The following is a 21,401-nucleotide window of genomic DNA, read 5'->3' as shown; positions in this document are numbered from 1 at the left end:
GCCGCGGGCGCAGGCGCGCTGGGCGCTGGCGCCTTTGCGGCGGGGGCCGGCGCCGGTTGGGCGGGGGGCGCGGGCTGGCTCGTCACAGGCGCTGAGGGACGAAGCTGCGGATCAGGCCGCGCCTGGGGCTCCTCAGGGGGCGCCACGAAGTTCGGCTCGGCCGGCGCGTTGGCGTCATCGGAGCGATAGATCTGAAGGCCAGTCGCAGGGTCGATGGGCTGATCTGCGGCGGTGGGCGCCGTCTTCATCTCGCCCACGGGGGCGCCGACAGTCTGCGGCGGATCTCCCGCCTCACGGGCCCCGGAGCGGTAGATCAGCACGATGGCCACGACCATCACGACCAGCACCACGGCGCTGATCACCAGCATCATGGGCGCCGGGCGCGAGCCCCGCACGGGCTGGCGCGCATCGAAGGACAGCGGCGCGTCAGTGGGGGGCGTATAGGCGCCGCGATCATGGTCGGACATCGCGAAGGCTCCGCGGGAAAAGGTCTTGGGACCCGCCGCGAATCAGGCGGGGCTGGGCGTCAGTCTATCGGAGCCGCACCGTAGATGCGGCCCTCATGCGTGCTAATTCCAGACATCGAGGTGGAAAAGCCGACGATGTTCTTCGATGGCGTAGCGGTCAGTCATTCCGGCGATGTAGTCGCAGACCACCCGCGCCCGACCGGCGTCCCCCCGATCCTTGGACCGGGCGAACCATTCTGTCGGCAGGACGTCGGGCTCTTGCATGAACAAGCCGAACATCTCGGCCAGAATGCGGCGCGCCTGGCTGCGGGTGCGGTTGACCCGCCAGTGCCGGTACATCCGCTCCATCAGGAAGGCCCGCAGCTGGGCCAGATCCTCGACCATGTCCGGGGAGAAGGCGACCAGGGCGCCTGACATCATCCGCACGGCCTCGGGGTTGGCCAGACCGTTGACCTGCGCCCGGCGCCGGGTCTCGGTCAGCACGTCGTCGACCATGGCGCCGATCATGCGACGCACCGCCTCCAGGCGGGTGATCCCGGCGTCGAGCCCCGGATGATCCCGATAGACCTGATGCAGGATCGGGCCAATCAGCGGGACGTCCAGCAACTCTTTCAGGTGGAACAGGCCTGCCTGCACCCCGTCATCCACGTCGTGGTTGTTGTAGGCGATGTCGTCGGCCAGGGCCGCCACCTGGGCCTCGGCCGAGGCCCAGGTCGACAGGCGCAGGCCATAGTCGGCGTCGAACTCGGCGATGGCGCTCCAGGACGGCCGGTCGAGCTTGGAGGCCACAGGTCCGTTGTGCTTGATCACACCTTCCAGGGTTTCCCACGTCAGGTTGAGCCCGTCCCAGCCGGGATAGCGACGCTCCAGCTTAGTGACGACCCGGAAGGTCTGGACGTTGTGGTCGAAGCCGCCATAGGCCTCCATCAGCACCTGCAGCTCATCCTCGCCGGCATGACCGAAGGGCGGATGGCCCAGGTCATGGGCCAGCGCGATGGTTTCGGCGAGATCGACGTCGAGGCCCAGGGCCGCAGCCAGGGACCTGGCGATCTGGGCCACTTCCAGGGAGTGGGTCAGGCGGGTGCGGAAGTGGTCGCCCTCGTGGGCCACGAAGACCTGGGTCTTTTCCTTGAGCCGCCGGAAGGCCGTACAATGGATGATGCGGTCGCGGTCCCGTGCGAAGGGGGTGCGGGTGGCGCTCTCGGCCTCTGCGACCTTGCGCCCGAGGGAGGCTGTGGGATCTTCGGCATAGGCGACGCGGAAAGGCAGGGAGGCGGCCATTGAACCCTTCATTCGGACCAGCCCCTTGGTCGAGGCCGCTTGAGTCCTCATATAGTCCAGGCCACAGGTTGATTTAACAGGCTATGACCATACTCGATCTCACCCTCTCCGCCTCGGCGGCCGAACGGCTCAAGGCGATCAGCCAGGCCCAGGGCAAGCCGATCATGCTTCGGGTCGCCGTCGAAGGCGGCGGCTGTTCCGGATTCCAGTACCAGCTGGACCTGGTGGACTCCGCCGAGCCCGACGACCTGCGCATCGAGCGGGACGGCGCCGCCGCCCTCGTGGACGAGATGTCGCTGATCATGCTGAAGGGCTCGGAAATCGACTTTGTCGACGAGCTGGTGGGGGCGGAGTTCAAGATCCGCAATCCCAACGCCAAGTCGAGCTGCGGCTGCGGGGTCAGCTTCTCCATCTGAGGCTAGCCATGGGCTCCTGGCGGCCCAAGGCCCATTGAGCCGGCGCGGCCGCACCTCTAGCTTCGCGCTTCGCCAAAGCCCTGGAGACCGCGATGCGCCTGGCCACCTGGAACGTGAACTCCGTCAATGCGCGGATCGAGACGGTGGTCCGCTGGTTCGAAGAAGCCGCTCCCGACATCGCCTGCCTGCAGGAGATCAAGTGCGTCGAAGAGAAATTTCCCGCCGAAGCCTTTGAAAGGCTTGGCTATAATGTCGAGGTTCTCGGCCAGAAGACCTATAACGGCGTGGCCCTCCTTTCGAAGACCCCGCTGGAGGATGTGAGGCGCGGACTGCCGGGCGACGAGGCCGACGAGCAGGCCCGCTATATCGAGGCCGTCGTGTCCGGCCCCCGCCCCGTCCGGGTCGCCTCGATCTACCTGCCCAATGGCAATCCGGTGACCACCGAGAAGTACGACTACAAACTCGGCTGGATGGGGCGCCTGCACCGGCACGCCCAGGCTCTGCTGGCCCTCGAGGAGCCCCTGGCGCTGATGGGGGACTACAATGTGATCCCAGAGCCCCGGGATGCGGAAAACCCCGAAAGGTGGCTGGACGACGCCCTGTTCCAGCCCCGGTCGCGGGAAGCCTTCCGGGCGCTGAAGTGGCTCGGACTGTCGGACGCCTATCTCCAGGCCGATGGCGCGCCCGGCGCCTACACCTTCTGGGACTATCAGGCCGGGGCCTGGCAGCGGAACCACGGGATCCGCATCGACCACGCCCTCCTCTCCCCGCAGGCGGCCGACCTCTTGCGGGGCTGCGAGATTCACCGGGATGTTCGCGGCTGGGAGAAGCCGTCGGACCATGTGCCCCTGGTCATTGAACTCGACCTCTAAGCCGCTTCTCGCTCGCGGCGAACGGGGTTAGGTTTCGGCCCCATGGACGAGACGGCGCGCCTCCTTCTGTGGCTGGCCCTGGCGGGCACGGCGGTGACCTTCGCCGGCAGCGCGGCCATCTGGTTCATGGACGAGGATCGCCGCATCCGTCGGGCGGTGCGCCACGTCCTGAAGGTCCCCGCTGACACCCTGCTCAGCGCCAACGGCCGAGGCGTCGGGTTCAACTTCGCCCGCAACCTGGCCGCCGTCGCCTGGGACCAGGGCGCCTGGTGCCTGGTCTATCGCATTGATGAACTGGTCGGGGCCGAACTGCTGGTCGATGGCGAGGTGCGCGCCCGGGCCTATCGCGGCGAGGGACGGCGGGCCCTGGACCGGACCACTCCAGGCGCTGGCCAGGTCGCCCTCCGCCTGATCTTTGACGATCCGCGCTACCCTGACTTTGAGATCACCCTCTGGACCCCTGGCGATGAGGCCAAGCGCAACGCCCCGTCCCCAGCGGAGTGCATCCAGGAAGCCAATCGCTGGGTCGCGCGGGTCGAGGCTATTCTGCGCCGCTCCAGCCCCCCGCGGCCGGCGCCAACGCCACAGGCCGCCCCACCTGCGGCGCCCGTTCCCCGCGAGGCGGACGCCCCGCCCTGGGATGAGGCGCCCGCAGCAACGGCGCGCTCACGCCCCTCACCCCGCCGGGACGAGCCCCGCACCCGCGATCTGTTCGAGGACGACGAGCCGGACGAAGCCTTTTCTTGACACTGTAAATTTATCGCGGGAGGGTCCGCCTGCGCCTGGGGGAAGACCACATGATCCAGCTAACCGCCGCAGCGGCCTTTTTCGTGCTGATCCATCTGCTGATCTCCGGGACCCGCGCCCGGGACGTCGTGGTCAGCCGCATTGGCGAAGGCGCCTATATGGGCCTCTTCTCCCTGCTCTCCATCGCCGGCCTCACCTGGATGATCATGGCCTACGGCCAGGCCAGGGGCGAGGTCTGGAACACCGTCTACTGGGGAGTCGGCGACGCCACCCGCCATATCCAACTCCTCCTGCAATTCATCGCCGTCATGCTGGTCGTCATCGGCCTGACCACCCCCAATCCGACGAGCGTGAAGCAGGAGGGTGTCCTGCAGCGGGAAGACGCCGTGAAGGGCGTGCTGCGCATCACCCGTCATCCATTCCTGTGGGGCGTGGCGATCTGGGCGGTAGGCCATCTGATCGTCAATGGCGACCGGGCGGGCATGACCCTTTTCGGCACCCTGCTGGTCCTGGCGATCGCGGGAACCACCAGCATCGACGCCAAACGCCGCCGGGTCCTGGGCGCGGCCTGGGAGCCCTTCGCCAGCCAGACCTCGAACATCCCCTTCGCGGCGATCCTGGCCGGTCGCCAGTCCCTGCGCCTGGGGGAGCTTGGCCTGTGGCGTCCCCTGGCGGCCCTGATCGTCTATGCGGTCCTGCTGGTTAGCCATCCGCACCTGTTCGGCGCCGTCGCCCTGCCCTGAGGCCTTGCCCGCCTCCACCGCAGGGGCGATGATCTGGGCTGACTCCAGTGAGAGGGACGCTCGAAATGCGCGTTTTCTGGCCCGCAACCCTGTTGGCGATGCTCCTCGCCGGGAGCCCCCAGGCCCAGACGCTGCGGCTCCACCATCCGGCCGACGCCAATCGTGATGGCGTGGTCAGCGACGCCGAACGGGCGGACTACGAAGCCAGTAAGGGGGGGCCGGCGCCCTGGGACCAGCCCAGCCCCTACGCCGTCGATGCGCCGCCCGCCTCCGAGCCAGGCGTGACCTTCAAGCCGGGCGATAGCGCCGGGGGAGCGCCCAGCCCAGCGCGGCTGGAAGACCGGGCGGTTAAGGCCAGCGGCTTTGAAGAATATATCAACGCCGAGGCCGACCGGCAGCGGCGTCGCGACTGATCAGGCCTGCGCCGCCAGGGCGAAGTCCAGGGCGGCTGTGACATGGGCCAGGGCGGAATCGACCACGGGCAGACCGACCGACTCCGGCTCCAGCAGCAGACCAATCTCCGTGCAGCCAAAGATGACGCTGTCGGCGCCCTCGGCCCGGCCACGCTCGATCATGGCCATGACCGCCGTCCTGGACCCCATATCGATCACCCCCTGGCATAGCTCATCATAGATGATCGCGTGGAGCCGCTCCCGCGCGCCGTCCCCTGGGATCATGGGCTCAAGGCCGTAGTCTTCCAGGCGGGCGCGGTAGAAGCGCTCTTCCATGGTGAAGCGGGTGGCCAGCAGCAGGGGCCGCTTGACGCCGAGCTCCACCAGGGCGCCGGCGGTGGCGTCGCCGATATGGATCAGCGGCACGGACACGGCGGCGGCGACCTGATCGGCCACCAGATGCATGGTGTTGGCGCAGATCAGCACGGCCTCGGCCCCCGCCCGCTCCAGGACATGGGCCGCCTGAGCCAGTTGCGCGCCGGCCCTCGCCCAGTCGCCTGCGGCCTGCATCTGGGCGATGGGGGCGAAGTCCACCGACCACAGCAGAAGCTCGGCGGAATGCAGTCCGCCCAGGCGGGCGCGAACCCCCTGATTGAGCAGTTGGTAGTAGGTGGTGGTGCTTTCGGCGCTCATGCCGCCGATCAGGCCCAGACGCCGCATGGGTTTCAGATGACCTTTCAAGCCTAGGCCCCCTCCCTACCGCTCACCCAGGGAGTCGCCAAGGCTGCGGGACCGGTGGCGCCTTCAGGTCCGGCTGAGCTCCAGGAGGGCCTGGCTCAACCGGTCTGCCTCAGCCGGACGGGTGAAGAGGCTGACCGTCGCCCGGACACAGGATCCGCTTGCCAGGCCATGCCGGGCGACCGTGAAGATTCCGAACCGTTCCAGCAGAACCCGGGCCAGCTCCACGTTGTCCGCCGGCGTCGCACGCCCCGTCAGTCGGAAGGCGCCCAGGGCCGAGCCGATCTGGTCATCTGGCGGCGACAGGACCTGCACGCCCGCCACGCCGCGCAGGGGCTCGGTCCAACGGCGACGCAGATAGGTCAACCGCGCGGCCTTGGCCGGGGTTCCTATGGCTTCGTGGAAGTCGAGCGCATCCTCCAGGGCCAGATAGGCGGCCATGTTGGCGGTGCCCGTATGGACCCGCAGGCGCACGTCGCCGGCGGCATGGTCGTCCGAGCCCATGAAGGGGTCGATATCGGCGATGCGGGACCTGGCGATGTAGAGGACGCCGACCCCGATGGGCGCGCCGATCCACTTGTGGCCATTCAGACCCACGAAGTCAGCGCCCAGCGCGCGCAGCTGCGTGTCCACCTGGCCCCAGGCATGGGCGGAATCCAGGATCACGTCCACACCGCGAGCCCGCGCCAAGGCGGTAATCTCTCCCACGGGCAGGCGAAGGCCGTTGCGATGGCTGACCTGGGTCAGCAGCATCAGCTTCACCCTCGGATGGGCGTCGAGGGCCATGGCATAGGCCTCGATCAGCCCCTCCCGGGTGGCAGGTTCAGGCAGGCTGACCCGGACAAGGTCCGCGCCACGGCGGTCCTTGAGCCAGGCCATGGCGCTCTGCATGGAGTCATAGTCCAGGTCAGCGGTCAGCACCTGGTCGCCGGCCCTGAGCCGGTTGTAGCCGCCGATCAGGGCCTGCAAGGCCTCGGTGGCCCCGCGGGTGAAGGCGATCTCGTCCGGCTCCACCCCGAGACTGGCGGCCACCCGCGCCCGGATCCGGGTCAGGTCGGAGCCATGTTCCCGGCGCGAGTAGAAGGAGTTCCGGCGATTGACCATCGCCTGGTGGCGCTCATAGGCCGCCAGGACGGGGCGCGCCATCACCCCCCAGTTTCCATTCTCCAGTTGGACGACGTCCGAGGCGAGATCGTACTGGGCGGCGATCCCTGCCCAGTACGTCTCGTCGGCGGCCAGGACGATCCCCCCCGCCGCCGGCCGGGCGGCCGAAGCCGCTGAGCCTGCGCCCAGGGCCAGACCGGCGGCGACGACGCCGCGACGGGTGAGTTTCGCCATGGCCGATCGTCCCTAGAAGCTGGTGTCGAAGCGCAGATAGTACATCGCCCCGTTGGTGTCGTAGGGCGAGTTCCGCGAGTAGACGAGCCCGCGGCTGGCCTGGAACACCGCCTCGTCCGGATAGGAGTCGAAGACGTTTTCCGCCCCGATCCGGATGGAGACAAACTCCGTCGGGGCATAGGTCAGCGCGAGGTCGAAGAAGGTCATCGCGCCGAAGTCCTGGAAGATGTCGCCGGTGGCGTTGCCCGTGGAGTCCGTCCAGGATCCGTAGTAGCGCATGCGGCCGAGGACTTCGAAGGGCCCCACCTCATAGGTGGCTGAGGCGGTCGCATTGTGCTGCGGCCGGGATTCCTCGAACAGGCGCTGCTGGGTCGGATTGGCGGCGATGGAGCCAGCCGTGACCTCGGTCTGGTTGTAGTTGTAGGCGCCCGTCAGATTGAGCCCGCCTGGGCCGAGATCGCGGTCGTAGGCGCCGACCACGTCCACCCCGCGGGTGCGGGTGTCGAAGTCGTTGGCGAACCAGTTGATGCGCGTGAAGGCCGAGGCGCCGGGCACGCCGGCCGCCACCAGCTGGGCGCGGATGGCTGGGGTCACGGTGACGGCGGCCGAGGAGGAGAAGCGGTCGCTCACATCGATCTGATAGGCGTCGATAGACCCTGAGAAGCCGAAGTCGGTGCGCCAGGTCAGGCCGGCCGTGAGGGTTTCGGAGGTCTCCGGCTCCAGGGCCTCGGCGCCCAGGAAGACCGCCACCGGATTGGTCGGCGACAGGCGGCCCGAGGTGAAGAGCTGCAAGGTCACTGTGTCCAGGCCTTGCGAGGTGCTGGTGGAGTTCAGCTGGCCGGGCGTGGGGGCGCGGAAGCCACTGGACCATGCGCCGCGGAGCGCGAGGTTGTCGGTGATGGCGTAGCGGCTGGCGATCTTGCCGTTCAAAGTATCGCCGAACTCCGAGAAGTCCTCGTAGCGAAGCGCGCCGCCCAGGCTCCAGGCCTGCGTCAGCTGGGCTTCGACATCCACATAGGCGGCATAGCTTTCCTGCGACCACTCACCCGCCTGGATGTCGCTGAAGCCGGGGAAGCCGTTGGAGGCTGGCGCCAGACCAAACGCGGCGCCCGGGCCGACGGCGTAGGAGTCCGGATCGCCGGGGCGGATCGCATAGGTCTCCACCCGACGCTCGGCGCCGAAGGCGATGTTCAGCGGCGCGGCCAGGGCGGCCATGTCCATCCGATAGACCGCGTCAGCGTTCAGGTTGAACTCCGACTGCAACAGCCGGCCGAGATCGAAGTCCGTCGGGCTGTTGGGGCCGAGCGAGGCGTTGATGGTGTTGTTGAGGAAGAAGGCCGTGTCGTTGCGCCCGTAGGCGGCGCTGAGATCCCAGGTGAAGTCGCCCGAGACGTTCCGGAAGCCGGCCAGCGTCTGATAGTCCTGGGACTCGACCCCTTCGATGGGGGTGAAGCCGGCGGGATAGATGCTGCGCAGATCAAAGCCCGGGAAGGCCGCGGTGGGGCGATAGATGCCTGGATTGGTGTCGGGATTGCGCCAGTTGATGTCGTTGACGCCCTCGGTCTCGGTATAGGTGACAAAGCCGTAGAGCTCGCCAGCTTCGCCAGTGTCGACCACTGCGTTCAGGCCAAGCGCCCGGGTCTCCAGGTCAGGATTGCCCCAACGCTGCACGGGGTCGGGGACCCTGAGCGTCGGATTGGCGGCTTGGAAAGCGATGGCGTCCTGCCGTTGGCGGGTGCGCGAGGTGGCCTCGGCGTCCGACCATTCGGCGGTCAGGTTGAAGTTGGCCGCGCCGATCTCGACGCCAGCCTGCGCGCCGGCCCGGTAGGTGACCCCGTCCCCCTCTGCGAACTGTCCGGCCTGAGCAAAGCCGCGCACGCCGGGCTGATCATTGAGGATGATGTTGATGACGCCGGCGATGGCGTCCGAGCCGTACTGGGCCGAAGCGCCATCTCGCAGCACCTCAATGCGCTTGACCGCATAGGATGGAATCTGGGCCAGGTCCGCGCCCTGGGCGCCCCGAGACCCCAGGAAGGCGGAGCGATGGAAGCGCTTGCCATTCACCAGGACCAGGGTCTGGTCGGGCGACAGGCTGCGCAGTGTGGCTGGCCGGACGAACTGCAGGCCATCGGAGGTCGGCAGGCGTTGGACGATGAAGGAGGGAATCTGCTGAGCCAGGTTTTCGCCCAGCTGGGCCGTGGCGGAGGCCTGGATCATGTCCTGCGACAACACATCGACCGGCGCGAGGGTCGTGAACTGCGTGCGCCCGACCTCCCGGGTGCCGGTGACGATGAGCTCGTCGACGGTGGCGGCATCATCGGCCCAGGCCTGCCCGCCCAGGGCGCCAATTGCCATGCTGATAGCGACGGTCGCGTACAGTCTGCGCTTCAGACCCATATAGTGCATTGATTATCCCCGATTCCAGGTCGAGCCTTCTCGACGGCGTCGCTCTGGACCCAAGCGGTGACAGGCTCGCGACGGGGGGATGAAGTTTCATGGAGCTGAGATAACGGGGACAGGCGAACCTATCCCCGTCGCTGTCTAGAGAGCGGCCTTGATCGCCTCGACAACCTCCAGATCCATCGGATCTGTGCGAGGGCCAAAGGCGCGGATCAGGCGGCCGTCCTTGCCCACCAGGATCTTGTGGAAGTTCCAGGCTGGATCGGCGGACTCGCCGAGTTCAGCCTTGGCCCACTGGTAGAAGGGATGGGCGCTCTCGCCCTTCACATCGGTCTTGGCGGTCAGGGGAAAGTCCACGCCGAAGCTTGTGGCGCAGAAGGCCGCGATCTCCGCCTCGGTCCCGGGCTCCTGGCCGGCGAACTGGTTGGAGGGCACCCCCAGAACCACCAGTCCCTGGTCGCGATAGTCGCCGTAGAGCTTCTCTAGCCCCTCATACTGCGGCGTCAGCCCGCATTTGGACGCCGTGTTCACCACCAGGACGACCTTGTCCTTGAAGGTGGTCAGGGGCAGGACGCCCCCCTCAATGGCTTGGAATGAAAAGGCATAGGCGTCAGTCATCGGGCGCTCCTGGAGGGCTTTCGCTCCAAGCTAGGGGCCCGCGCCGCCCCTCGAAACCCTAGGCCTGCAGAAAGACCGTCGGTATGAGAAGAAATCCGATGACGATCAGCAGAACGGCTGGCCAGCGCCACACCCCCATGCCCCGCCAGCTGATCGCCAGGGCCGGGCCCCAGCGCCTGGGCTTTCGCTCAGTACGGATCAGGCGCAAGGCGTAGATCGCCACGCCAGACACCGAAAGGCTGGTCAGGGCGAGGCCGAAGACGAACCAGATGACCTTGGTCGCCAACCCGCCCCAGGTCCCGAAATGCAACGGGTCTGCGGCTTCCGACAACCTCTGGTGCAGGTTCAGATCCCGGCCGTCGTTCACCAGCAGAACTTCGCCGGTCTCCGCCTCCGTCCAGAGGGCGTTGGCCCGGCTGCGCACCAGGATCGCCTCGTCTTGGCCATGCAGGACAAAGGCGCCGGACTTTTCGGTGGGAAACAATATCCGCTCAATGCGCAGGTCTGGATTGGCGGCCTGGGCCTCCTGTAATGTGGCCGGGAGACGAGAAGCCAGGATCTCGACGCTCTCTACGGCCGGCTTGACCTTGGCCACGGGCAGTCGAGGCGCCGGGAAAGCCGTTTCCTCGGCCAGGTACCAGAGGCCCGTCAGGATCATCAGGGCCACGAACCAAAGGCTCCAGAGACCGGCCAGGCGATGAAAGTCGCCCATGGCCGTGCGCAGGTCCGTCAGGCGGATGGGCCTCAGGAAGCCCCGCCACCACTTCTTGTAGACGACAAAGGACGTGACGAGGCTGACCGCCAGAAGCAACGAGAGGGAGGTGACGATGGGCACGCCAATGGGGATCGGCATCATCAGGTGGCGATGCATGTTGCGCAGGATGCGCTGGGCGCTCACCCAGTGACCGGTCCCCTGAAATTCGCCGGTGGCCGGATGGACATAGGCGAAGGACAGCCCTCCGTCGGGGGCTTCCAGGATCGCCGCCGCAGCGAACCAGGGATCGATCGGCCCCTCCAGGCTGACAACCCGCCCCGCCCCGGCCTGAGCCGCCGCCGTTCGCGCCACCGCCGCCCAATTCACCTCCGCGCCGACCGTGGCGGGATCGACCCGCATGGCGGGCCGCAGCAGCCAGTCAATCTCGTGGCTGAGGGTCGCCAGGGTTCCGGTGAGCAGGATGAAGCTCAGCAGGATCGAGACCTTCAGGCCCGCCCACTGGTGCACCTCCCACCAGACGCGTGAGGCCTTCTTCCTTGGCCGAGGCCTCGCGATCGTCGTGTCTTCCCGGTCCAGGGCTACCATTGCCGGGAAAGTTCGAGGAAGACCGACCTGGGATCGCCGGGGAAGTGCCCCGTCCGGTCAATGAAACCTGAGGCGGCGTAGACCTCGTCGGTCAGATTATCGATGCGCACCAGGGCCCGCCAGGGGCCGTGGGTGTAGATGATCGAGGCGTCGAAGATGAGGTAGGGCCGCACCTTCTGATCGGACATCGAGCGGCGGACATCCACGTAGTCGCCGCCCAGGGCCACGGCCAGGCCAAGGTCGGGAAACTGGTAGCGGGTCCAGAAGCCGACCGTATGCTCCGGCGCGTTGGCGAAGCGGTCGCCCACACTGTTGGTGATGGCGGTCCGGCCATTGTCCCCCGTGATGCGGGTGTCGTTGTAGGCGTATGAGGCCGTCAGCACCCAGTCGGTGGTGATGTCCGCCGCCAGATCGAATTCCGCCCCCTTGCTGGTGATCTCGCCGAAGGCGACCAGGTCGTTGGTTCCGTCGCCGCCGATATCGCCGCGGGGATCGGCCTGCAGGATGTTGGTTCGCGTGATGTGATAGACCGCTGCAGATCCTTGCAGGCGGCCACCCATCAGTTCGCTTTTCAGGCCAGCTTCGAACATCTCCCCTTCGGTCGGGGCGAAGGGACCCCCAGCCAGGGGCGTCTGGCTGCTGGCGCCCTGGGGCTCAAAGCTCTCGGCCCACTGGCCATAGATCGAGATGTCTGGGCGTACACGATAGACGAGACCCATCCGCCAGGTCAGGGCGTCGTCCTCGAACGATGTCGTGCCGGAGACGTCCTCGAACCTGTCATAGCGGGCGCCCACGGTCCCGATGAGGTTCCCGACCGTCGCCTCATAGAGCAGATAGCCGCCGGCCCGATCGGACTCCGTCAGGGAGACCGCATAGGCCGGGAGGCGGTAGCTGCTGACCGGCGCAACGCCATAGACGGGGTTGAACAGGCTGAGGGGCATCGGCGTGGTCGGTGTCGCCACGAAGGTCCCATTGACGCTGCGGCCCTCAAACGCGAGTTCGTTGGTGAACCAGTCCGCGCCGGCCAAGAGGCGGCTTTCCACCCCGGCGAGGTCAAAGGCCCAGATCAGATTGGCGGCGGCCGACCAGTTGGACTGGTCCCGGACCTGGTCGCGGTACTGGCGCCTGGACGTGTCGAGAACCCCGTCGCCATCCGTATCAGCCAGGCCGAAAGGCTCGTGGTATTTCTGCGTCTCCAGCCCGTCGGTGTACCGAAGCGCCGCGTTCAGCGTCAGGGTGTCACTGGCCTCCGCCGTCCAACTGGCCTGATAGACATTGGCTTCCAGGCGCAGAAAATCGGTGGGTTCGTTGTGGTTCCAACGGCGGTCGGTGAGGAATTCTCCCAGATTGTTGGTCGGCACGCCCCTCAGCCGATTTCCCGGCAGGTTCTGGTCGTAGTGGGTGGCCTGTAGATTCAGCTCACCGACCGGCAGGTCGATCTTCAAGCCGCCGTCGAGGATGAGAATTTCTGAGCGGGCGTTCACCCGCGCGGTGTTCTGCTCTTCGTAAAAGGCGCCAAAGCGTCCCGCGACGCCCGCCACGGGCAAGGCGCCATTGATCTCAGCCGACGCCCCATATCGCGCCTCGCTGCCGACCACGGCCGCCACCTTGGCCGAGTACGGCTCCTCGGCCTTCTTGGTCACGTAGTTGAAGAGGCCGCCGGGCGCCCCGGGGCCATACAGCATGCCGGCCGGCCCTTTGAGGAACTCCACCCGCTCCACATTGAAGAGCTGTGGCACTGAGAAGCCGGCATAGGGGTCGCCGCGCAGGCCATCGAAGAAGATCTCTTCCTGCCGAAACCCCCGGGCGGTGACGCCGGCGTAGGAGAAGAAACTGACGCCGGAAATGCTGCGGTACAGGTCCTGGGCGTCTCGGGCGCCCTGGTCGGCGATGAGTTCGGCGTTGATGACCTGGACCGCCTGGCTGGACTGCAGCGGTGGCGTCGGCAGGCGGCCGGCCTGCACCTCCTGGGTGCGGTAGAGCTGCTGGGCGCGTCCTGTGACCACCACCTCGCTCACCTCGGCCTCCTGAGCTTGAGCCCCCGAAGCCAGGGCGGTCATCGCCGCCGAAACCAACAAAATTCGCCGCATAGCATCCCCCGCCCGGACCGCATTATGCGACCGCTTCGCAGTCGCATTTCTGCCTCAATGGCCCGGGAGGTGGCAAGCTAATTATTGCGAACGAGTCTCATTAACGTCGCCGGTTTCGCCGGTCTAGGCTCCGGCGGTCAGGCCCTGCTCGACAGCCAGAGCCAGGTCGAGGGCCGCAATGGCCTCAGTGGCGGTGACAATGGGCCGGGGCGCCTCGCCACGAACGGCGGCGAGGAAGGCCTCGATGCTGGCGCCCAGGGTGTCCTTGGCCGCCGGGGTGTCGGCGAAGTCGGCGTTCAGGGCGAAGCCCGTGGTGTTGCGGAATTCGCGGGTCAGGAAGTCGATCTCCAACTCGCCGGAGGGATAGACCAGTTTCATGGTGCGCCGCCGCGCCTGCGCCACGCGGGAGACGTCGAACAGAGCGGTGAAACCGTCGTCGAAGGTCACCTCACTTCGCGCGGTGTCCCAGGAGTCAGACCGAACCACCGCCCCCTCCCCTTCGGCCGTCACCGGCGCGGCCTTCGACAAGGCCAGGGCCAGGTCCAGGTCGTGGATCATCAGGTCGAGCACGACGGACACATCCAGGCTGCGGTCTGACGGCGGGCCGTGACGCACGGCTTCCAGCCGCAGGGGCTGGGCCGGGATATCGAACAGGCCCATCACCTGGAACAGCACCCGCTCCTGGTGCCCGCAGGCGACTGTCAGGTTCCGCCGGGCGGCCTCTTGAGCCACCGCCTCGACCTTGGCGACATCTACCCCGATCGGCTTTTCAATATAGACCGACTTGCCGGCCTTCACCGCCGCGAGCGCCTGTTCGGCGTGAAAGGCGGCCGGGGACGCGATGGTGACCACATCCACCGCCTCCAGGAAGTCTTCCAGGGTGGCGAAGGCTCGACCGCCCAGGGGCATGGCGAGCGCCGCGGCCCGTTCGGGATGGGGATCAAAGACGGCGGCCAGGTCTACGCCGGGCAGACGGGCGTATTGCCGGGCGTGATAGGCGCCGAAGACGCCGGCGCCGATGACGCCGCCTCGCAGGGACTCGCTCATATCACCTCCATGGCCCGGGGGGGCCGCCTAGCATGATCCGCCAGGCGGGCGCCACCATCCGGGCTGGAGAGGGGCCTAGCGCGCGGTAAGTTCCGTCAGGACGGGCAGAGGCTCAGCATCCTGATACTTGAAGCTGACCCGCGAGCCGGGCTCCAGCGGCGCCTCGGCCAGGACGGTGGCGTAGGCGCGGAACTCCTGGCGACCGGCGGGCTGCCCGCCCTCGACGCCCTCGTGGTCGATGGACACGCTCCGCCCATCCAGGGTGGCGATGACGCCGACGCCGCTCAGCTCAGGCCCCGTGGGGGCTACCTCGGCCACGCTGGCCGCGCCGCTCGAGCCCGAGGTGTCAGACGATTGTCCGCAGGCGGCGAGCGCCAGGGTGGAGGCCAGGGCGGCGGCGAACAGGACAGCTCTCATAGGAATCTCCGGGGACGAACCAAGACGCACCATAGCCATCTTGTGTGTCTTGTGAACGACATGCCATTGGCCCGCCCCGGCCGACGGTCTACAAATAGAACTCCTCCCCCTTTTCCGTCCGGAGCCATGCCGTGTCGCGCCTCTTCAGCGCCTATCTGATTGTTGACTGGAGCGCGGCGGCCAAGCCGGGCACCGGGACAGACTCCGTCTGGATCGGCGTGCTCAAGCGTGATGTGCGTTTCCGCATGTCGTTTGAGTCCCACAATCCCGCCACCCGCGGCGAAGCCGAGAAGCTGCTGGGGACGATCCTCGACGATTTGAGAAAGCGGGGCGAGCGCGCCCTGGTGGGCTTCGACTTCCCCCTGGGATTTCCCCGCGGCTTCGCGGCCGGCCTGAACCTGGCCGGCGATCCGCCGTGGCGGGCGGTCTGGGATCAGGTCGACAAGATGGTCAAGGACAAGGCCGACAACACCAATAACCGCTTTGGCGTCGGCTCGGAGCTGAATCGGCGCCTGACCGGCGGCCCCTTCCCGTTCTGGGGCTGCCCGCCCAAGGACGCGCTCACCACCCTGCAGCCCAAGCGCACCAGGGCGCACGGTCCCGATGATCTGCCGGAGTTTCGCTATGCCGATGTCGCGGCCAAGGGCGCGGCGTCGATCTGGAAGCTCTACTACAATGGCTCGGTGGGTGGTCAGGCCCTGTTGGGCATCCCGGCCGTCAAGCGCCTGAAGGCCGCCCGCGGCGAGGCCCTGCGCGTCTGGCCGCTGGAGACCGGTTTCGGCGCTCTGACGCCAGCCGACCTGGAGGGCGTCGAAGCCGTGGTCGCCGAGGTCTATCCGTCCCTGCTGAAGATCAAGGCCGCCCCGGGAGAGGTGAAAGACCTGGTCCAGGTGCGCGAGACCGCCGAACACTTCGCCAAGCTGGACGAAGCCGGCAAGCTGGCCGAGTTGTTCGCCGCGCCAAGGGGCCTGGACGAGGCGGCTCTGGCGGAGGCCGAGCGCGAAGAGGGCTGGATCCTCGGCGCCGGTCGCTGAAGCGGTTCAGAGGGGCTGGAGCGACAGCCGCCAGAAGCGCGCCGCCAGCAGGCCGACCGAAACCAGGCTCGCCAGGATCACGGCCCAGACGAGGCCGGTGACGCCCATGCCCATGGGCAGGGCCAGCCACCAGGCCAGCGGCATCATGATCACCACATAGCTGGTCAGGTGGGTGAAGGTGGGCATCCACACATCGCCGCGCGCCCGCAGGGCCTGGGCGATCACCACCTGCAGCCCGTCCGCCAGCAGGAACAGGCAGGAAAGCGCCAGGGCCGCGGCGGCGACCGCGATCACCTGCGGGTCGGTCGTATAGGCGGCCGCGATCCAGGGGGCGGCGGGCCAGATCACGAAAGAAACGACGACTCCGAAGACGGCGGTCACGGCGAAACCGACCAGGGCCGCGCGGGCGACCCCCGCCCGGTCCCGGGCGCCATAGGCGCTGCTGACCAGGACGGCCGTAGCCGCCGCCAGGCCAAGCGGCGCCATGAAGACCATGGAGATCACGTTCAGGACCACGGTCCAGGCCGCCAGCGCCAAGGTCCCGATCCAGCCAGCGACGATGTTGAGGGAGGCGAAGGCGGCCACCTCGAAGAAGTTGGAGGCGCCGGCCCCGTAGCCGACCCTGCGTTGCTCGGCTTCGGCCAGGCGGTCACGAATGGGCTTGGCGAACACGCCTAGCTCGCGGGCCTCAGCCATTCTGGCGATGTAGATCAGCAGGCCCGCCACAAGAAAGGCCCGGGCGGCGAAGGTCGCCCAGGCCGCGCCGACGGCGCCGAGGGCTGGCAAGCCGAAGACGCCAGGCACCAGCAGCAGCAGGAAGACAAGGTTGACCACATTGGCCAGCCACATGATCACCATGGCCGGCCCAGGCCGCGACAGGCCCTCCAGCCAGAAGCTGGCCGCGCAGGCCACCACATAGGTCGGCAGGGACAGGGCGAAGATGATCACCGGGCCGATGGAGCCCGCCGCCAGGCTGGGCTCCAGACCGATCCGCGACAGGCCCCAGGGCGCCACGGCGACCAGCGCCAGCATGGAGGCGAGACCTATCCAGGCGCCATAGACCAGCCCCCGTCGCAGCACGGCGCCGCTCTCATGCCGGCGCCCCTCGCCCACGGCGCGGGCGGTCATCACCTGGACGCCGGTCAGCAGGCCGATGGCCATGGTCAGGATCACCGAGGTGGGCGCCCAGGCCATGGCGTGGAAGCCGAGCTCCACGGCCGAGTAGCGCCCCACGACGATGGCGTCCATCAGGCCCATGGTCATGATGCCCAGGCGGGCGAGCACCACCGGCCCCGACAGCTTCAGCAGCTGTCGCAGATCCTGACGCACGAGCATGTGGCGCCCGGGCGCCGCTGGCGCCTCGGGGCTCGCGGGGTGGGTCATGGGATCACCAGTCAGACTGGCGGCTGGACTAGACCGCCACCCGGCGGGCCATGTCGACCCGGTCTTCCTTGAGCTTCTCGGCCACCAGGAAGGCCAGTTCCAGGGCCTGCTCGCCGTTCAGGCGCGGGTCGCAGTGGGTATGATAGCGGTCGGCCAGGTCGCCCTCGCTCAGGGCGCGGGCGCCGCCCAGGCATTCCGTCACGTTCTGGCCCGTCATCTCCAAATGGACGCCGCCGGGATGCACGCCCTCTGCCTTGGCGATCTCGACGAAGGACTTCACCTCCGACAGGATGCGATCGAAGGGCCGGGTCTTATAGCCATTGGCGGCGGTGAGCGTGTTGCCGTGCATCGGGTCGATGGCCCAGACCACGTTGCGTCCGCCGGCCTTGGTGGCCTGCATCAGACGGGGCAGACGGTCGGCGATCTTGTCGTGGCCGAACCGGCCGTACAGCGTCAGGCGACCGGCTTCGTTAGCCGGGCTCAGCGCATCGATCAGGCGCAACAGTTCATCGGGCTCGAGGGAGGGGCCGACCTTCACGCCCACGGGGTTCTTCACCCCGCGGCAGAACTCCACATGGGCCCCATCCAGCTGACGGGTCCGCTCGCCGATCCACAGCAGATGGGCCGAGGTGTCGTACCAGTCGCCTGAAGTGGAATCGACGCGGGTCATCGCCTCCTCGAAGCCCAGCAGCAGGGCCTCGTGGCAGGTGAAGAACTCCACCCGGTGCAGGTCGGGATGGCTGTCGGGGGTGACCCCGATGGCGGCCATGAAGGTCAGGGCCTCGCTGATCTTCTCCGACAGCTCGCGGTAGCGGGCGCCCTGCGGGCTGTCATTGACGAAGCCCAGGGTCCAGCGGTGGATGTTGTAGAGGTCGGCATAGCCGCCGCCGGCGAAGGCCCGCAGCAGGTTCAGGGTCGAGGACGACTGGGCATAGGCCTTCAGCAGGCGTTCCGGATCGGGCGCCCGGGCCTCAGGCGTGAACTCCATGCCGTTGATGTTGTCGCCGCGATAAGAAGGCAGTTCCACATCGCCGATCTTCTCGACGGCGGAGGAGCGGGGCTTGGCGAACTGGCCAGCCATGCGGCCCACCTTCACCACCGGCTTGCCGCCGGCGAAGGTCAGGACCACCGCCATCTGCAGGATCAGCCGGAAGGTGTCGCGGATGTTGTCGGCGTGGAACTCCTTGAAGCTCTCGGCGCAGTCGCCCCCCTGCAACAGGAAGGCGCGGCCCTCGGCCACATCGCCCAGCAGCGACTTCAGGCGTCGCGCCTCGCCAGCGAACACCAGGGGCGGCATGCCGCGCAGAGTCTGCTCCACCCGCTCAAGGGCCGCAGCGTCCGGATAGTCGTCCGGAATGTGCTTGGCGGTCTTGGCGCGCCAGGACGCTGGTTTCCAGTTGTCGCTCATCAGTCGGCTCCGCGTCATCCCGAGATCGGGCGGCGATGCCCGGGGACGAAAGAGGGGCCTTCTACTCCGATATGGGGGGATAGGTCGATGCTCTGCGCGACCCCGCTGCAGCCTTTGACGTCGAGGTGGCCATGGCCAGACGCTGGGCGCCGGCGGCTGTGACGAGAGCCAGCGCGCCGAGGGCCAGCCACCATTCCTGCCAGACCCCGAAGCTCACGGCGGCGAAGGTGAGATAGCTGACCGCCGCGGCTGTTCCCGCCGCCGCTCCCAGGTCGGGGCTGCGCCGCTCCAGACGATGAAAGAGTGTCACCCAGAAGACGGTGGCGGCCGCAGCCCCGATCACGCCAAGCTCAAGCCAGACCTGCAGGGCGGCGTCATGGGGATGCAGCCGGATGCCCGGCCCGAACATGCGGCTGGCGTCCAGGCCCCAGCCCCGCAGAGGCTTGTCGCTGATCCAGTCCACCGCATAGCTCCAGTAGTCCATGCGCATGCTCCAGGAGAGGCTGACCCTGTCCTGCAGCGCGGCATAGATTCCTTGCTCCCGCAGCGCCCACAGGATCAGCGGCGTGGCGAGGAAGAACAGACCGGCGCCGGCGCCCAGCACCCGCGGGGCGATGAGCGGCCACCGATAGACCGCAGCGCCCGCTGCGCTGGCCCCCGCCAGGGCGATCAAGGGAGCGTCCGCATTTAGCCCCACCGCGCCGGCGACGAGGCCAGCGGCCATGAGCACCGCAAGCTGCCACCAGCCCAGACGGATCGCGGCCAGGGCGGCCGGCCCCCAAAGCACGGCCAGGACAAACACACCCTGGGCCACGTTGCGGACCGCCAAGTCCGGCCGGATAGGATCAGAGATCGCCTGGCGCAGGGCCTGATAGAGGGCGGCGCCGGTGACCGCCTCGACAATGATCACCGCCGCCAGGCCCGACAGGCCCCACATGAAGACCGCCATGGCCCAGCGCAGGATCTGCGGGTCGGCGCGCCGCACCGCGCAATAGGCCGCCCAATAGAGCGCCGCCTGGCAGGCCAGCTTGACCGCATTCGAGCTCCACAGGGCTTCGGGCTCATAGGGGCTCCAGAGCATGGAGCCCGCCGCCCAGATCACCAGGACCAGGATGGCCAGGGCGGCGGGCCGATCGGCCTCCCGCACCTCAAGCGCCGGCAAGGTCAGCAAGCCCACAAGGCTGAGCAGTACGGCGAAGGCCAGAGGCCCCACCCAACCCAGCGGCCCGGTGAGCGCTGCGGCGAACACCAGCACCCAGCCGCACCAGCGGGCGAACCCCGGGCCGGCGAAGAGGGAGGCCGCCAGCTTCACGCCACCGGGCCCAGGTCCTGGGGCAGATACTTCTCCCGCATGGTCACCAGTTCTTCAGCCAGGGTCGGATGCACCGCGCAGGTGGAGTCCCACTGGGCCTTGGTGACGCCCATCTTCAGCGCGATCGCCGCCATCTGGATGATCTCCGGACCATCGGGCGCCACCACATGGCAGCCCAGCAGCTTCTGGCTCTCGGCGTCCACCACCAGCTTGATCAGCGCCCGCTCCTCTCCGCCCGAAAAGGTGTGCTTCATGGCGCGGAAGCGAGACAGATAGACATCCACCTGGCCATGGGCGCGGCGCGCCTCGGCCTCGGTCAGCCCCACCGAGCCGATGGCCGGCTGAGAGAAGACCGCCGAGGCGACCATCTCGTGGTCGAAGGTCGTGGGGTTGTCGTAGAACTCGGTCTGAGCAAAGGCTGCGCCTTCGCGGATCGCCACGGGCGTCAGGTTGATCCGGTTGGTGACGTCGCCGACGGCCCAGATGTTCTCCACATTGGTGCGGGAATAGTCATCGACCACAATGGCCCCGTCCTGGACCTCCACGCCGGCGGCCTCCAGTCCCAGCCCCTCCACATAGGGCTCACGGCCCAGGGCGAAGAGCACGAGGTCGGAGTTCAGGGTCGCGCCGCTGGACAGGTGGCTCACCAGGCCCCCGGCTGTCTTCTCCACCCGCTCATGCTGGCAGCCCAGCAGAACCTTGATGCCCTTCTTCTCCAGCTCTTCGGCCAGATGGGCGCGGACATGGTCGTCAAACCCCCGCAGGATGTTCGGGCCCCGGTGGACCAGGGTCACGTCAACTCCAAGTCCGCTGAAAATACAGGCGAACTCCACGGCGATATAGCCGCCGCCGGCGATCACCATCCGCTCGGGCAGATCCGCCAGATGGAAGGCCTCGTCTGAGGTGATGACGTGCTCGATCCCCGGCAGGTCCTTCGGGACCCATGGCCGGCCGCCAGTGGCGATGAGAATCTTGCCGGCGGTGACGGTCTTGTCCTTGCCAACCAGTTCGATGGTGTGGGCGTCCGCCAGACGTCCCTTGGCGTGGACCAGCTCGGCGCCGGCGTTCTGCAGGTTGGTCACATAGATCCCCGACAGACGGGCGATCTCCTTGTCCTTTTCCGCCAGGAAGGTCGGCCAGTCGAAGCGCGGCGCCTCGCCAAAGCTCCAGCCATAGGCCTGGGCGGTCTTGAAATGACCGGCATATTCCGAGGCGTAGACCATGAACTTCTTGGGCACGCAGCCGCGGATCACGCAGGTGCCGCCGACCCGGTCCTCCTCGGCCACCGCCACGCGGGCGCCGCTCACGGCCGCCAGTCGCGCGGCGCGCACCCCGCCAGAACCGGCGCCGATGACAAACAGGTCGTAGTCGTACTGGGCCACGCTCAGGTCACTCCAC

Annotated in this window: 19 protein-coding genes and 1 pseudogene; 6 read left to right on the top strand and 14 right to left on the bottom strand. The window is 67.7% G+C overall.

The window, feature by feature from the left end; all coding sequences use genetic code 11:
- A pseudogene (locus Q8K84_RS04460) lies at positions 1 to 467 on the bottom strand (SPOR domain-containing protein); the annotation flags it as partial.
- Between the two features lie 102 nt (positions 468 to 569).
- Complete coding sequence (locus Q8K84_RS04455) at positions 570 to 1,748, bottom strand: deoxyguanosinetriphosphate triphosphohydrolase (protein ID WP_305281232.1); 1,179 nt, start codon at positions 1,746 to 1,748, stop codon at positions 570 to 572.
- A gap of 83 nt (positions 1,749 to 1,831) precedes the next feature.
- On the opposite strand from Q8K84_RS04455, the gene erpA reads away from it, so the two are divergent.
- The 5 genes from erpA (at position 1,832) to Q8K84_RS04430 (ending at position 4,939) form a co-directional block, all read left to right on the top strand.
- Positions 1,832 to 2,164, top strand: coding sequence for an iron-sulfur cluster insertion protein ErpA (gene erpA / locus Q8K84_RS04450; protein ID WP_305281229.1), 333 nt, complete (start codon positions 1,832 to 1,834; stop codon positions 2,162 to 2,164).
- A gap of 92 nt (positions 2,165 to 2,256) precedes the next feature.
- Positions 2,257 to 3,036: an exodeoxyribonuclease III gene (xth, locus tag Q8K84_RS04445; protein WP_305281227.1), complete on the top strand. Its 780-nt coding sequence runs from the start codon at positions 2,257 to 2,259 to the stop codon at positions 3,034 to 3,036.
- Between the two features lie 42 nt (positions 3,037 to 3,078).
- Positions 3,079 to 3,783, top strand: coding sequence for a hypothetical protein (locus tag Q8K84_RS04440; RefSeq protein WP_305281225.1), 705 nt, complete (start codon positions 3,079 to 3,081; stop codon positions 3,781 to 3,783).
- A 50-nt stretch (positions 3,784 to 3,833) separates the two neighbouring features.
- Complete coding sequence (locus Q8K84_RS04435) at positions 3,834 to 4,526, top strand: NnrU family protein (protein WP_305281223.1); 693 nt, start codon at positions 3,834 to 3,836, stop codon at positions 4,524 to 4,526.
- A gap of 65 nt (positions 4,527 to 4,591) precedes the next feature.
- Positions 4,592 to 4,939, top strand: coding sequence for a hypothetical protein (locus Q8K84_RS04430; RefSeq protein ID WP_305281221.1), 348 nt, complete (start codon positions 4,592 to 4,594; stop codon positions 4,937 to 4,939).
- Here the strand turns inward: Q8K84_RS04430 and Q8K84_RS04425 are convergent, their stop codons facing one another.
- The 8 genes from Q8K84_RS04425 to Q8K84_RS04390 all read right to left on the bottom strand — a co-directional run bounded on the left by Q8K84_RS04425 (position 4,940) and on the right by Q8K84_RS04390 (position 14,866).
- Positions 4,940 to 5,659, bottom strand: coding sequence for an aspartate/glutamate racemase family protein (locus Q8K84_RS04425; RefSeq protein ID WP_305281219.1), 720 nt, complete (start codon positions 5,657 to 5,659; stop codon positions 4,940 to 4,942).
- A 63-nt stretch (positions 5,660 to 5,722) separates the two neighbouring features.
- On the bottom strand, positions 5,723 to 6,994 hold the full coding sequence (locus Q8K84_RS04420) for an aminotransferase class V-fold PLP-dependent enzyme (RefSeq protein ID WP_305281217.1): 1,272 nt from the start codon (positions 6,992 to 6,994) through the stop codon (positions 5,723 to 5,725).
- 12 nt (positions 6,995 to 7,006) lie between these two features.
- On the bottom strand, positions 7,007 to 9,349 hold the full coding sequence (locus tag Q8K84_RS04415) for a TonB-dependent siderophore receptor (RefSeq protein ID WP_305281215.1): 2,343 nt from the start codon (positions 9,347 to 9,349) through the stop codon (positions 7,007 to 7,009).
- 186 nt (positions 9,350 to 9,535) lie between these two features.
- The gene (locus Q8K84_RS04410) at positions 9,536 to 10,012 is read right to left on the bottom strand and encodes a glutathione peroxidase (RefSeq protein WP_305281213.1); all 477 of its coding nucleotides are present in this window, start codon (positions 10,010 to 10,012) and stop codon (positions 9,536 to 9,538) included.
- Positions 10,013 to 10,070: 58 nt separating this feature from the next.
- Positions 10,071 to 11,234 (bottom strand): PepSY domain-containing protein, encoded by a 1,164-nt coding sequence (locus tag Q8K84_RS04405; protein WP_305281211.1) that lies wholly within the window; start codon positions 11,232 to 11,234, stop codon positions 10,071 to 10,073.
- A gap of 71 nt (positions 11,235 to 11,305) precedes the next feature.
- Positions 11,306 to 13,372, bottom strand: a complete 2,067-nt coding sequence (locus Q8K84_RS04400; RefSeq protein WP_305281210.1) for a TonB-dependent siderophore receptor — start codon at positions 13,370 to 13,372, stop codon at positions 11,306 to 11,308.
- A 153-nt stretch (positions 13,373 to 13,525) separates the two neighbouring features.
- Positions 13,526 to 14,449 carry a Gfo/Idh/MocA family protein gene (locus Q8K84_RS04395; protein ID WP_305281208.1) on the bottom strand — a complete coding sequence of 308 codons (924 nt, stop codon included), beginning with the start codon at positions 14,447 to 14,449 and terminating at the stop codon, positions 13,526 to 13,528.
- Positions 14,450 to 14,524: 75 nt separating this feature from the next.
- Positions 14,525 to 14,866 carry a lipoprotein gene (locus Q8K84_RS04390; RefSeq protein ID WP_305281205.1) on the bottom strand — a complete coding sequence of 114 codons (342 nt, stop codon included), beginning with the start codon at positions 14,864 to 14,866 and terminating at the stop codon, positions 14,525 to 14,527.
- A gap of 131 nt (positions 14,867 to 14,997) precedes the next feature.
- Here Q8K84_RS04390 and Q8K84_RS04385 point away from each other — a divergent pair, with 131 nt between their 5' ends.
- Complete coding sequence (locus tag Q8K84_RS04385; RefSeq protein ID WP_305281202.1) at positions 14,998 to 15,900, top strand: cobalamin biosynthesis protein CbiG; 903 nt, start codon at positions 14,998 to 15,000, stop codon at positions 15,898 to 15,900.
- Positions 15,901 to 15,906: 6 nt separating this feature from the next.
- Here the strand turns inward: Q8K84_RS04385 and Q8K84_RS04380 are convergent, their stop codons facing one another.
- The 4 genes from Q8K84_RS04380 to gor form a co-directional block, all read right to left on the bottom strand.
- Positions 15,907 to 17,283 carry an MATE family efflux transporter gene (locus Q8K84_RS04380; RefSeq protein WP_370867828.1) on the bottom strand — a complete coding sequence of 459 codons (1,377 nt, stop codon included), beginning with the start codon at positions 17,281 to 17,283 and terminating at the stop codon, positions 15,907 to 15,909.
- A gap of 28 nt (positions 17,284 to 17,311) precedes the next feature.
- Positions 17,312 to 18,691, bottom strand: coding sequence for a class II 3-deoxy-7-phosphoheptulonate synthase (locus Q8K84_RS04375; protein ID WP_305281199.1), 1,380 nt, complete (start codon positions 18,689 to 18,691; stop codon positions 17,312 to 17,314).
- 61 nt (positions 18,692 to 18,752) lie between these two features.
- Complete coding sequence (locus Q8K84_RS04370) at positions 18,753 to 20,003, bottom strand: O-antigen ligase (protein ID WP_305281197.1); 1,251 nt, start codon at positions 20,001 to 20,003, stop codon at positions 18,753 to 18,755.
- Entirely contained in the window at positions 20,000 to 21,385 is a 1,386-nt protein-coding gene (gor, locus tag Q8K84_RS04365) for a glutathione-disulfide reductase (protein WP_305281194.1), read from the bottom strand. Before gor ends, Q8K84_RS04370 begins: the two co-directional genes overlap by 4 nt.
- Between the last annotated feature and the right edge of the window lie 16 nt (positions 21,386 to 21,401).

It is taken from the genome of Phenylobacterium sp. (genome assembly GCF_030679875.1).
Classification (GTDB): domain Bacteria; phylum Pseudomonadota; class Alphaproteobacteria; order Caulobacterales; family Caulobacteraceae; genus Phenylobacterium.
The sequence above is the reverse complement of the archived record's forward strand: the minus strand, read 5'-3'. Positions and strand labels throughout refer to the sequence as shown.